This is a genomic window from Mesorhizobium atlanticum, from assembly GCF_003289965.1.
GTDB classification, from domain to species: Bacteria; Pseudomonadota; Alphaproteobacteria; order Rhizobiales; family Rhizobiaceae; genus Mesorhizobium; species Mesorhizobium atlanticum.
In genome coordinates, this window is sequence record NZ_QMBQ01000003.1 from 697,610 (window position 1) to 709,910 (window position 12,301).

Genomic DNA, 12,301 nt, shown 5'->3' on the forward strand with positions numbered 1-12,301 from the left:
CATACGGGTGTCTCCATGCGTCACCAGCACGCCGTTATCCATCATCGTGGGCTCGACTTCTGGTCGGCGCGCGCGGCGGTTCTCGTCATCATCTGCCTTCAGCTTCTAGTCATCAACAACCTGTCCTTCGGTCCGCGCTGGCTGGCCCCGACTGTCGAGGCGGCGCTGCTGGTGCCCTTGTCGGTGGCGACGGCCTGGACGCAGATGCAGACGCGGAAGGCAGTCGACCACGAGCATTGGTACGCGATCGGCCAATTGCGCCTCTACATCCGCCGCACGGCATTGGTGATGACCGGCATCATCAGCATCATGAATTGCGGATCGCTGGTTTTCCTGGTGCGCGCGCTGCTTGAAGGGCGTGCCGGCGCCGGCACGACGCTGCTTGTCGATGCCCTCAACATCTGGGTCACCAATGTGATTGTCTTTGCGCTGTGGTTCTGGAGCACGGACAGGGGCGGGCCGCCGACTTGTGGCCTGGTCAAGCGCGCGCATGCCGACTTCCTGTTCCCGCAAATGACGCTGCCCGACCGCGAGATACAAGGCTGGCTGCCGGGCTTTGTGGATTACGTCTTCCTGGCTTTCACCAACGCCACCGCATTCTCGCCGACCGACACCTTGCCGCTTACGCAGCGCGCAAAGCTCCTAATGATGGCGGAAGCGATGATCTCGCTGTTGACGATCGCGCTGGTGGCGGCGCGGGCGGTCAACATCCTGGCATAGAGCGTTTCACCGTTTCACAGAAACGGCGAACCGCTCTATCTCTTTGTTTTGTCGCATTTTCCAGGCGGAAGGCTACGGCGAACGCGCCGAACCTAACCGCTCACACCTTTCCTGAAATTGCCCTGGAAGAGGCCTTTCAATGGCGCTCCCAACGCATGCCGGCCAGTCGCGGATCGGCAAAGGCGGTGCGTGAGAATTCGAGCCGCTTGTCGGGAAATTCGCTGATCGCCTGGACGCCGAACGAGCCGATACGGATGCGCCAGGTTTGCGGCTCCAGCGGCTTGGCCTTGGCAAAGCCCTTGCAGGTCAACAAAGCGATGTTGGCGCCCTTCGGATCGCGCACCGAGCGATAGCGGATCGCCTGCATCTCGGCCTCACGCGCGACATCGGCGATCGCCTGGCAGGCGGTGTAATCAGTGGCCTGCGTCCAGGCCTTCTCGTCGCGATCGAGCGGCGGCCGCGTCAGGTCGATCGCGCGCTCGCATTTTATCGCGGCGGCGAAGGCGGTGTATTCCGCCGCGTCGTTCGGCCATGGCGTCGCCGGCGATTCGGCAAAGAACAGCAAGCGGTAGAAGGCCATCTCCGCCACCGCCGTCAGCACTGTTTCGGCGGCATAGTAGACGCCTTTGGTCTTGCCCGCGCGGCGGAAGCGCGAGCCGTATGGATAGACGGAGCCGTAGCGGAAAGGCGTCGCCAGCAGATAGTGGAGGTGGCGGCATTCCAGCGGGATATGTGGCTTGGTGTCCTCGACGAGCTCCTCGAGCAGCGCCTGCTCGTCGAGCGTGTCGACCAGCTTGAGGGTCGAAACGCGATGCTGCGCCTCGACCATGCGCCAGTGTTTGCCTTCGAGCCTGACGGCCTCAGACGAGAGCGCGCCGGGAGTCCAGGTAGGCAATGACATCGACAAGTCCGGCAATGGTCAGGATTTTCTCGAGCGGCGTGCCGTCGAGCGTGACGTTGGGATTTCTCAGCCACGCCCGCGCAACAGTCTCGTCGCCGCCGACGATGGCGTCGAGCGAGCGGAACAGGCGGACGAACAGCACCGCCAGCTCGAACGGCTTGGTGCCGCGTTCGAGCAGGAACTGCTGCTTGCGCATGCGCGAGACCGTGGCCTCCGACACGCCGATGACCAAAGCGAGCGTCCTGGCGGTGATGTCGAGCAGGTCGGCCGCGCGCAGCGTGGCCTTGGTGATGACGGCGTTTTCGGCCGCCGTCGCGGCCGCGACTGGACGTTGCATAAGCGCACCCTTTCATTTCTGTGGAAAATATAGTCCACAAAAATTCTTCTGGAAAGGGCGGTGTCAGTCTTTCTTGTAAAGCAGCCAGCCCTTGCCGGCCCGGCCGGCCGTGGACGAGTGCCTTGTCACGCGGTTGCGGCCGCCAACCTTGGAACGATAAAGCGCCCGGTCCGCCTTGGTGTAGAGATCTTCGGGGCTTTCCGCTTCCGAGGCCATGCAGATGCCCAGCGATACGGTAACGGTGCCGTAGTTCATGCCGGTCTGGCTGCTGGTGAATGGGGTCTGCTCTATCAGTGCGCGGATGCGCTCGGCGATCTCGTACGTGGCGTCCTCGCTGGCGCCTTCGACGATAAAGGCGAATTCCTCGCCGCCGGTGCGCGCGACGAACATGTCGGAACGCACGCTGGACTGGAATATCTCGGCGATGATCTGCAGGATCCTGTCGCCAACCGGGTGGCCGTAGCGATCGTTTATGTCCTTGAAGTGATCGATATCGGCGAGGATCAGGGCGTTGAACAGGATGCCGCGGTTGCTGTTGTAGATCCGGGTGATCTCCTTGTCGAAGGCGCGGCGGTTCCACAGTTGCGTAAGCGGGTCGGTGTCGGCAAGCCGCTTGTATTCCTCGAGCTTCGACTTGACGCTTTCAAGCTCGGCCGTCTTTTCGCTGAGCGTGCTGGCGACCAGGCGGCCATGGTCGATCGTCGAGCTGGTGGCGGCCGACATTGCGCCGGCGATCTTCTGCAGGAGTTCCTGCGAAAGCAGGCTGCGATTGCTCAGGCCGCTCGAGGTCTCGTCGAGTATGCGGCCGTATTTCTCGATGTGCGAGCGCTCGCTGCGCAACAGCGCTGCGATATCCTCGAGTTCCTTGGCGACCATCTCGCGGGCATGCTCGACGATGGCCGGACCGTGATGCTGGGGGAAGAAGGTGCGCCCGATGCCGTCGAGGTCCTCCTGGGTCGGTCGGCTGCTCAACGAGACGACGGCAAGGCTGAGTTCGTGATTGCTGCCGCTGAGCGCCTCGTAGAAGATTTCATAATTGCGGGGCAGGCCAAGCACGCCGAGCTGCCGCATCGTCGCCACGACGGTGCTGGCGATGTCGGTATTCCTGTCGATCGGAACGGCTGCCGGCTGCATCTTCTGTTCATTACCCCTTCAGCGCGACCGGAGACCTGCCACCACCGGGTGTCGCGCACACGGGGATTTGTACCGTGACCCAAAATGCGACGGCGCGTCCCCAACACGACCTTCGCTTGCAGGAAACATAGATGCAGTTGCGCTAAAGTTTCCTTAATGGCCTGCATTTCCGCGATATCTCTACTACCGCAGGATGTATGGCCGTGTGAGGCGCAGCTTTTGAAACGCGTCGCTTCGGTGTCGCATTTGCCTGCGCCCAGCCATTTCAAACCTGAAATTCTGTCCGGCAATGGACCGGGCAGATGGTCGAAGGAGGCCGGAAATGGACGACAACCACAGCGGATCGTGCCTGTGCGGGGCGGTGCGTTTCAGGACGAGTGGCCCGTTGCGCGGGGTCGTGTACTGCCATTGCTCGCAATGTCGCCGGCAGACCGGCCATTTCGTAGCGGCAACCGCCTCCAGGGATGCCGATATCGTCATAGAAGGGGCCGACGCGCTCAGTTGGTACGGCGCCTCCGACGTGGCGAAGCGCGGCTTTTGCCGAACCTGCGGCTCGCTGCTCTTCTGGAAGCACAACGAATTGGATACGATTTCCATCATGGCCGGATCCTTCGACAGGCCGAGTGGCCTCAGGGCCGAAAGCCACATCTTCGTGGGCGACAAGGGCGATTACTATTCGATCGAGGACGGGCTGCCGCAGTTCGAGAAATCGGCACCGTCGATAAAGGTCGCCGATGGGTGAATTTACGGCGGCTGCCTTATTCCCTTGATCCCGCCATTGCGATATCCCCTGCCGGTGACTCGCACAGGGGCAGACGCATGCAGCGGCTGATCGATGCTTTCATCAATTCGGTTCGGGCCTTCCGCAAGTTGGCCGCTCACGAAAAGGCATTTCAGCAGGAGTTGCTGTTGCTCGCGCTTGCCTTGCCGGCCGGCTGGTTCATCTCGGTCTCCTGGCGCGGCTACGCCCTGCTGATCGGCGCTGTGCTGCTCTTGATCATGGTCGAAGTGCTCAACACCGGCATCGAGGCAGCCTGCGACGCGATCTCGCGCGAATTCCACATCGAAATCCAGCTCGCCAAGGACTGCGGCTCGCTGGCGGTGTTGATTTCGATCGTGATCGCTGGCGGTATCTGGGGCATCGCCGTCATCGAGCGCCTCACCGGCGCGCCGATCTGATCCTCGCGGATCAGGACCCTGCCTGATCTTCCCTGGCGCGTTCGCGTCCGGCAAAGTGATGGCCGACCAGCCAGGCAATGATTGCGACGATGACGCCGACGCCAAGGGCAATGAGCAGGCGCTCATGCCGCTCGAACGCCTGGCCCACCATTTCCTCCGCGCCCAGTCCGAAAACATAGCCGATAGCGCTGAACAGGGTCGCCCAGACCGCGGAAGAGATGGCATTCAGGATGACGAAGCGCGGCACGGGAACGGTCGACAGGCCGGCGGCGATACCGCCGACCAGCCGCATGCCATAGATGTAGCGGTTGGTCAGCACGAAAATGTTGGGATGGGTGTTGAGCAGGCGGTAGGCGCGGCTGAAGCCGGGCCGTCTGCGCAGCCTTCTCACATAGCGATGCTCGGCGAAGCTGCGGCCGAGGGTGAAGAAGAATGTGTCGCCGGCGAAGGCGCCGAGAAAGGCGGCGAGGAGAGTCTGCCACAGCACGAAAACATGTTGATGGGCGAAGAAGCCGCCGAGGATGGCGGCGCTTTCGCCTTCGGCGACGCACCCCAGGAAGACCGCGATCAGCCCGTATTGCTCGATGAGATGGTGGATGGTCCCGTTCATTCTATGACGGGCCGCGCCGACAGTTTTTCGTCGATGCGCCTGATCTGTTCGGCCATGCGCAGGATCTCGTCCCGCATGCCGATGATCTCGCTGTGGCGCAGTTCGTCGAGCTTTTCGTGCAGGGCCATGATCTCGATCTCGGCCTTCAGGTTGACCTCATAGTCGTGCGCCGCGTCGATGCGGTCGCGCTCGGTCTGGCGATTCTGCGACATCATGATCACCGGCGCCTGGATCGCCGCCACCATCGACAGCACCAGGTTGAGGAAGATGAAGGGGTAGGGGTCGAAGGCGTCGCGGGTGAGCAGCCAGGCATTGCCGGCAGTCCAGAGAGCGAGAAAAGCCAGGAAGCCGAGGATGAAGGACCAGGAGCCGCCGATCCTGGCGATCGTGTCGGCGACGCGATCGCCATAGGTCTCCTGGAAGGCGACGGCCTTGTTGGTGTCACGCGTGATGGTGGTGCGCTCGAGCGTCGACTGGAGCACGCGGCTCTCGAGTGGACCGAACCCGCCCGGCTTTCGCTTGAGCAACCGGTTCGCCATGTCCTCGACGATCTTGTTCATTGGTCCTCTCCTTAGGCAGAGCATCGATAGACGTAGAGGCTGCCGGGCCGGACGTGAAGTGCTAGATTGCGGCGAACAGGCGAGGGCAAAGATGCTCGATTTCCAGAAAATCCATGCACGGGCGGCAAAGCGCAAGGGCGGGGAGGTTGTGCTGGCGCCGCTGCTTGGTCCTGCGCCCGACAACAAGGCGGTGGCGAAAGTTCCGGACGATCGCATTCTCTCCACAATGGCCGAGCGCATTTTCGCCGCCGGCTTCGTATGGCGCGTCATCGAGCAGAAATGGCCCGGCTTCGAGGAAGCGTTCCTCGGTTTCGAGCCGAAGCGGCTTTTGTTCCAGCCGGACGACTACTGGCACGAGCTGGCGTCCGACAGCCGCATCGTGCGCAACCCCCAGAAGATCAAGTCGGTGCGCGACAATGCCGCCTTCGTCGATCGCGTCTCGAAGGAGCATGGCAGTTTCGGCAAATTCATCGCCGCCTGGCCGGCGGACGATCAGGTCGGCCTGACCGCGTATCTGGCCAAGCATGGCAGCCGGCTAGGCGGCAACACGGGTCAGTATTTCCTGCGCTGGCTCGAATGGGACACGTTCGTCGTCTCCACCGACATGGCGGCAGCCTTGCGCGATGCCGGCCTCGATATCGCCGAGAACCCGACCTCGAAAAGGGACCTCGACAAGATCCAGGCGCAGATAAACCAATGGTCGGCCGAGACCGGCCTGCCGCGCCGCCACATCTCGCGCATCCTGGCGATGTCGATCGGCGAGAACCGGTCGGCTGAGGCATTGCGCGAGTATATGGGCGACTAGCGGTTGGGATAGGATCGGCTTTGCCGATCGATCCTATTTGGCACAAGCAATCGCCATTGCGGGGCGAATTCTGCCACGCTACATCCGTTGCATGACCAAGACCGCTCCCGATATCCTGCGCATCGCCGTCGCCCAGCTGAACCCGACTGTCGGCGATGTCGCCGGCAATCTGGCAAAAGCGCGTGAGGCGAGGGCGGACGCGGCGCGGCAGGGCGCCGATCTGGTGCTCTATACCGAGCTCTTCCTCGCCGGCTATCCGCCGGAAGACCTGGTGCTGAAGCCTTCCTTCCTGAAGGCCTGCGAGAAAGCGGCCGAGGATTTCGCCAAGGACACGGCCGATGGCGGGCCTGGCGTCATCATCGGCACGCCGCTGAAGCGCAAGACCGGCACGCATAACTCCATCGTCTTCGCCGACGGCGGCAAGATCATCGCTGAGCGCTACAAGCTCGATCTGCCGAATTACGGCGAATTCGACGAGAAGCGCGTCTTCCAGGCCGGTCCGGAACTGCAGGGTCCGGTCAATTTCCGCGGCGTGCGCATCGGCGTCCCGATCTGCGAGGACATCTGGGGCGATATCGCGGTTTGCGAGACGCTGGCCGAAAGCGGCGCCGAGATCCTGCTGGTGCCGAACGGCTCGCCCTATTACCGCGCCAAGATCGATGTCCGCCACCAGGTCGTGATCCGCCAGGTCATCGAAACCGGCCTGCCGATGATCTATGCCAACCAGCTCGGCGGCCAGGACGAGCTGATCTTCGACGGTGCCTCGTTCGCCATCGGGGCCGACAAGACGCTGGCCTTCCAGATGAGCCAGTTCGAGGACGCGGTCGACGTCACCACCTGGAAAAGAAAGGGAGATACCTGGGTCTGCTCGGAAGGCCCGATGTCGAAGATCCCGGAGCGGGAAGAGGCCGACTACCGGGCCTGCATGCTCGGCCTGCGCGACTACGTCAACAAGAATGGTTTCAAGAACGTCGTGCTCGGTCTCTCCGGCGGCATCGACTCGGCGATCTGCGCGGCTCTGGCCGTCGATGCGCTGGGCGAAGAGCGATTGCGCACCGTTATGATGCCCTATCGCTACACGTCGAAGGATTCGCTGAAGGATGCCGAGGACTGCGCGCGCGCGCTCGGCTGTCGCTATGACATCGTGCCGATCTCCGAGCCGGTTGAAGGCTTCAAGCATGCGCTGACGCAGCTCTTCGAGGGCACCCAGGAAGGCATCACCGAGGAGAACCTGCAGAGCCGCGCGCGCGGCACGATCCTGATGGCAATCTCCAACAAGTTCGGCTCGATGGTGGTCACCACGGGCAACAAGAGCGAGATGTCGGTCGGCTACGCCACGCTTTACGGCGACATGAATGGCGGCTTCAACCCGATCAAGGATCTCTACAAGATGCAGGTTTACGCGCTGTCGCGCTGGCGCAATTCGCATGTGCCGCCGGGCGCGCTCGGTCCTTCCGGCGAGGTCATTCCGAAGAACATCATCGACAAGGCGCCCTCAGCGGAGCTCCGCGAGAACCAGACCGACCAGGATTCGCTACCGCCCTATCCAGTGCTGGACGACATTCTCGAATGCCTGGTCGAGAACGAGATGAGCGTGGACGACATCGTCGCGCGCGGCCACGACCGCGCCACGGTCACCCGCGTCGAGCACCTGCTCTACATCGCCGAATACAAGCGCCGGCAAGCTGCGCCCGGCGTGAAGATCACGCGGAAGAATTTCGGCCGCGACCGCCGCTATCCGATCACCAACCGGTTCCGCGACCGCGGCTAGCCTTCGCATGCGAGACGTCGAAATCAGTTTCGACCCGTCGCGGATCGATTTCCGGGCGACCTCCGACCAGCTCATGCAAAGCTATTGGGGAGTGTCGCGAACCGACGAGGCCAACCGCCGCGCCTTCGACAACTCGCTCTGCGCCGGCGCCTATCTTGATGGCGAGCAGGTCGGCTTCGCCCGCGCGATCACCGACTACACGATCTTTGCCTATATCGCCGACGTCATCATCTGGCCCCAGCATCGCGGGCTGGGGATCGGCAAGCGGCTCGTCCAGGCGCTGATCGATCACCCCGAGGTCAGGACCGTCGCGCATTGGAGTCTCTCGACCGACGACGCCCACAGCCTCTACGAGAAGTTCGGATTCAAGGCGTCGACCGACGGACGCTACATGCGGCTGGACCGCCAGCCGGCAGCTTGAGGGCTTATTTGCGCGTCGCGTCGAATCGGATCCAGGTGACGCGCTTTAAGTCTTTGTTTTGACGCATGTCGTCGTCCCAGAACCGCCGCACACTTCTGGGCGACACGCATATGCCCGCACAACCCGCCGTTGTTGCAAATCCGTCGCAGTGGTTGGGCCAAATGGCGTTTTGACGATAGGCCGGCTTGGCGATCGGGTGACGCCTCCCTATAAGAGCTTCTCCGCGATTCCCTTCCGGGAGGACCGTATGGCAGGATTTGACATCGTTATGCGAGGCCGCGAAGCCTAGGTCTGCTTGGGCTTTCCGAAGATTTTTCGGAGAGCCGGACGCAGGACAGGCACTTGCCGCTGCCGGTCGCCGCCTTTGGGCGGACGGCCTACCATACTGAACCTCCCGTTTTCCAAGGCGCCGCAAGGCCCGGACGCGGGTTTTCCAATTTGATTTTACCGGGACCGGGCTCTTTCGCGCCCGGATGACATAATGGCTCGTTTCAAAATCGATCTGCGCGCCGGCGCCTTTCGCAGTGTGCTCGGCTTCACCTTCAGCCACTGGCGGCGCCAGCCGTGGCGGCTTTCGCTCATCATGGGCGCCTTCCTGCTCTCGACGCTGGCCGACGTGCTGACACCCTTCTATTCCGGCCGGCTGGTCGATGCAGTCGCCAGCGGCGCCGGAACCGACGCGGTTGCATGGAATGCGGCGATGGCGGCGTTCTCGATCCTGATGGCGCTGGCGCTGGCAGGCGTCGTGCTGCGCAATGCCGCCTTCCTGTGGATCGTCGAGCTGACGCTGAAGATGATGTCGGACATTGCCGCCGACGCCTTCCACCGCGTGCAGCGCTTCTCGACGGACTGGCACGCCAACAGCTTCGCCGGATCGACGGTGCGCAAGATCACGCGCGGCATGTGGGCGCTGGACCTGCTCAACGACACGATCCTGATCGCGCTTTTGCCGTCGGTCGTGATGCTTGTCGGCTCGACGCTGCTGCTCGGCTGGTTCTGGCCGCTGATGGGGGCTGTGGTGGCGGCCGGCTCGGTGCTGTTCATCGCGGTCACGGCGATGTTGTCGCTCGGCTATGTCGCGCCTGCCGCGCGGCTCGCCAACAGCTGGGACACGCGGCTGGGCGGCGCGCTGGCGGATGCAGTGAGCTGCAACGCCGTCGTCAAAGGCTTCGGCGCGGAAGCTCGCGAGGAAGCGCGGCTGGCACGCGTCGTCGCCAAATGGCGTCTGCGCACAGGCCGCACCTGGATGCGCGGCACCGCCAACGGCACCACGCAAGGGGTGCTGCTGCTGGTGATGCGGGCAGCTGTCATCGGTCTTGCCCTCATGCTTTGGGCCTGGGGCCAGGCGAGAGCCGGCGACGTCGCTTTCGTGCTCACCTCGTTCTTCGTGCTGCAGGGCTATCTGCGCGACATCGGCACGCATATCCGCAACCTGCAGCGCTCGATCAACGACATGGAGGAACTGGTCGATTTCCAGTCCGAGCCGCTCGGCATCGAGGACCGGCCCGGCGCCCGGCCGATCCGGATCACCGATGGGTGCGTCGCCTTCGACAAGGTGACGTTCCACTACGGCAATCATCTTCTGCCGCTCTACCGCGATTTCTCGGTCGACATCGCGGCTGGCGAGCGCATCGGACTGGTCGGGCATTCAGGCTCGGGCAAGACGACCTTCGTCAAGCTGATCCAGCGGCTCTATGACGTGAACGCCGGGCGGATCCTGATCGACGGGCAGGACATCTCGCAGGTCGAGCAGGCGTCGCTGCGCAGCCAGATCGCCATCGTCCAGCAGGAGCCGATCCTGTTCCACCGTTCGCTTGCCGAGAACATCGCCTATGCCAGGCCCGGCGCCAGCCAGGCCGAGATCGAGCATGCCGCCAGGCTGGCCAGCGCCCATGATTTCATCACCAACTTTCCCAAGGGCTACGGAACCCTGGTCGGCGAGCGTGGCGTGAAATTGTCGGGTGGCGAGCGCCAGCGCGTGGCGATCGCCCGCGCCTTCCTGGCGGATGCGCGCATCCTGATCCTGGACGAGGCGACATCGAGCCTCGATTCGGAATCGGAAGTGCTGATCCAGAAGGCGATGGAGCGGCTGATGGTGGGGCGCACGACCCTTGTCATCGCGCACCGGCTCTCGACCGTGCGGGCGCTCGACCGGCTGCTGGTCTTCGACCGAGGCCGTATCGCCGAAGAGGGTTCGCATGAAGAGCTGATCCGCTTCAATGGCGGCATCTACCGGCGGCTGTTCGAGCGTCAGGCGCTCGAATTGACCAAGGGTCTCGTCGCCTGAGGACAAGACTGCGCCCGGCCTCGGCCGGGCGCAGTCGGCCCGCAACGCGGCCCGGGATTGAGCTCGCTACCGGTGAGCCGGGCGCTCGTGCCAGGCAATCGCAGAAACCGCGTGATCCTGCGGGCAATCCACCTTCAAATCCTGCATTTGCAACCGCTCTCCCGTTATGCGGTTAAAGCGGTTCAACATGCCGTTCAAATTACTTCATATCTATCTAATATTTAGGAATTTCTATTTTAGAGTTTATGTATGTTCATGGCTTGAAACAATTATCCTGATGTATTTACACAAAAGAAAATCGAGCGTGGCAGAATAAGGCCTCCAGGAGATTTTTGTACGGGAAGCCGGCTGGATGGAGATTTTCTTGGGAAGAACGGCTGCTCTGAGCGATTCCATATAGGCATTCACGATGAATCCTGTTGCCGTAAAAGCGGGCCCGGGCAAGGTAGCCGGGTCGTCGGCGCCGGAATCCCATGGCTCGGTTCGGCCTTTAGCCGCCGAGGATCTCGGGCAGGTCGCCGCGCTCTTCCTGACGAAGTTCCGCCGTCGCCGCCTTCGCGATCACGCGGTCGCGCAGACGGCGGACTATATGAGAAAGCTTTATCTTGACGGCGGTGAGAACAAGGCCCTTGTCCAGATAAACCCGCAGGGCGGCCTCGGCGGCTTCATGGGCGTTCTGAAAGCCCGCTATGAGCTCAATGGAACGGCATTGAATGCGGCCATCATCGGTCCTTTCATGACCGATTCCAGCACCGATCACGGTTGGGCGGGGCCGCAATTGCTGCGTACCCTGCATCAGGGCGAGTTCGATCTATATCTGACAGATTCGGCCAACCGGACATCCTTGGCCTTTGCGCGTCCGATGAAATATCAGCTCTTGCCGGTGCACTGCCTGGAATGGACCTGTGTTTTTCAGCCGGGCGCCATGGCCGCCGCCTTGCTGCAGCGTAAATGGCCCGGGCTGGCTCGGCTGGCGCTTGGCCCCTGCGCGCGAGCGTTCGATGCTCTCGCAGGAAGACGGCTCGAGCCCCCGGTCCAGCCCTCATCATCGCGACGGATCCACCATGAGCGGATCGATGCCGCGCAGTTTGCGGAGCGGCTGCCAGCGCTGATGGCCGATTATGCACTTCGACCGAGCTGGAAGGATGGCGAGCTGCCGCGGCTGCTCGCGCTGGCGGCCGAAAAACAGGCCGATGGGCCACTTCATTTCGGCGGGACTTACGACGAAGCAGGCAAGATGGTCGGTTGTCATGCCTTCTACGGGCAGGCTGGCGGCATCGCGAACCTGTTGCAAATCCAGGCGCCCGGGCCCCACTGGGGCGCGACGCTGGACGGCCTTATCGCAGCTGCGCGGGAGATGGGCTGCGTGGGCATAACCGGGCAGACACAAGGCAGGTTCCTGCCGCACCTCTTCGGCTACAACCGTCTGTTCTTCCGCTATGCCGGCGGCACGATGGTGCGCTCAAGTATCGCAGAGGTCGCCGAAGCGGTGCGCGCCGGCGATATCTTTATCGGCGGATTGATGGGCGATCGTTGGACCCGGCTGAGTTCTGATGACTTCGATCGCGCCTGACGA

At 62.7% G+C, this 12,301-nt stretch carries 13 protein-coding genes; 8 read left to right on the forward strand and 5 right to left on the reverse strand.

Translation table 11 applies throughout. The features are described 5' to 3' along the window. Window positions 1–15: 15 nt before the first annotated feature. The gene (locus tag DPM35_RS13025; RefSeq protein WP_112127647.1) at window positions 16–720 is read left to right on the forward strand and encodes a hypothetical protein; all 705 of its coding nucleotides are present in this window, start codon (window positions 16–18) and stop codon (window positions 718–720) included. A gap of 136 nt (window positions 721–856) precedes the next feature. Here the strand turns inward: DPM35_RS13025 and DPM35_RS13030 are convergent, their stop codons facing one another. The 3 genes from DPM35_RS13030 to DPM35_RS13040 form a co-directional block, all read right to left on the reverse strand. Then, the gene (locus tag DPM35_RS13030) at window positions 857–1,621 is read right to left on the reverse strand and encodes an RES family NAD+ phosphorylase (protein WP_112127648.1); all 765 of its coding nucleotides are present in this window, start codon (window positions 1,619–1,621) and stop codon (window positions 857–859) included. Beyond that, on the reverse strand, window positions 1,581–1,958 hold the full coding sequence (locus tag DPM35_RS13035) for an antitoxin Xre/MbcA/ParS toxin-binding domain-containing protein (RefSeq protein WP_112127649.1): 378 nt from the start codon (window positions 1,956–1,958) through the stop codon (window positions 1,581–1,583). The genes DPM35_RS13030 and DPM35_RS13035 overlap by 41 nt, the downstream gene beginning before the upstream one ends. A gap of 63 nt (window positions 1,959–2,021) precedes the next feature. Further along, a complete protein-coding gene (locus DPM35_RS13040) occupies window positions 2,022–3,092 on the reverse strand; it encodes a GGDEF domain-containing protein (protein WP_112127650.1) in 1,071 nt (356 codons plus the stop codon). 322 nt (window positions 3,093–3,414) lie between these two features. On the opposite strand from DPM35_RS13040, the gene DPM35_RS13045 reads away from it, so the two are divergent. Together DPM35_RS13045 and DPM35_RS13050 are read left to right on the forward strand one after the other, a co-directional pair. Then, on the forward strand, window positions 3,415–3,834 hold the full coding sequence (locus DPM35_RS13045) for a GFA family protein (protein WP_112127651.1): 420 nt from the start codon (window positions 3,415–3,417) through the stop codon (window positions 3,832–3,834). Window positions 3,835–3,911: 77 nt separating this feature from the next. Continuing rightward, the gene (locus DPM35_RS13050; protein ID WP_112127652.1) at window positions 3,912–4,271 is read left to right on the forward strand and encodes a diacylglycerol kinase; all 360 of its coding nucleotides are present in this window, start codon (window positions 3,912–3,914) and stop codon (window positions 4,269–4,271) included. Window positions 4,272–4,281: 10 nt separating this feature from the next. Here the strand turns inward: DPM35_RS13050 and DPM35_RS13055 are convergent, their stop codons facing one another. Together DPM35_RS13055 and DPM35_RS13060 are read right to left on the reverse strand one after the other, a co-directional pair. After that, window positions 4,282–4,881 (reverse strand): DedA family protein, encoded by a 600-nt coding sequence (locus tag DPM35_RS13055; protein WP_112127653.1) that lies wholly within the window; start codon window positions 4,879–4,881, stop codon window positions 4,282–4,284. Continuing rightward, the gene (locus DPM35_RS13060) at window positions 4,878–5,441 is read right to left on the reverse strand and encodes a DUF1003 domain-containing protein (protein ID WP_112127654.1); all 564 of its coding nucleotides are present in this window, start codon (window positions 5,439–5,441) and stop codon (window positions 4,878–4,880) included. Before DPM35_RS13060 ends, DPM35_RS13055 begins: the two co-directional genes overlap by 4 nt. Before the next feature lie 91 nt (window positions 5,442–5,532). On the opposite strand from DPM35_RS13060, the gene DPM35_RS13065 reads away from it, so the two are divergent. The 5 genes from DPM35_RS13065 (at window position 5,533) to DPM35_RS13085 (ending at window position 12,298) form a co-directional block, all read left to right on the forward strand. Then, window positions 5,533–6,246, forward strand: coding sequence for a DNA-3-methyladenine glycosylase I (locus DPM35_RS13065; RefSeq protein ID WP_112127655.1), 714 nt, complete (start codon window positions 5,533–5,535; stop codon window positions 6,244–6,246). Between the two features lie 91 nt (window positions 6,247–6,337). Then, window positions 6,338–8,017, forward strand: a complete 1,680-nt coding sequence (locus DPM35_RS13070; protein WP_112127656.1) for an NAD+ synthase — start codon at window positions 6,338–6,340, stop codon at window positions 8,015–8,017. Between the two features lie 7 nt (window positions 8,018–8,024). Then, window positions 8,025–8,438: a GNAT family N-acetyltransferase gene (locus DPM35_RS13075; protein ID WP_112127657.1), complete on the forward strand. Its 414-nt coding sequence runs from the start codon at window positions 8,025–8,027 to the stop codon at window positions 8,436–8,438. A 481-nt stretch (window positions 8,439–8,919) separates the two neighbouring features. Continuing rightward, the gene (locus tag DPM35_RS13080; protein ID WP_112127658.1) at window positions 8,920–10,725 is read left to right on the forward strand and encodes an ABC transporter ATP-binding protein; all 1,806 of its coding nucleotides are present in this window, start codon (window positions 8,920–8,922) and stop codon (window positions 10,723–10,725) included. Between the two features lie 409 nt (window positions 10,726–11,134). Then, complete coding sequence (locus DPM35_RS13085; RefSeq protein WP_112127659.1) at window positions 11,135–12,298, forward strand: hypothetical protein; 1,164 nt, start codon at window positions 11,135–11,137, stop codon at window positions 12,296–12,298. Window positions 12,299–12,301: the final 3 nt, after the last annotated feature.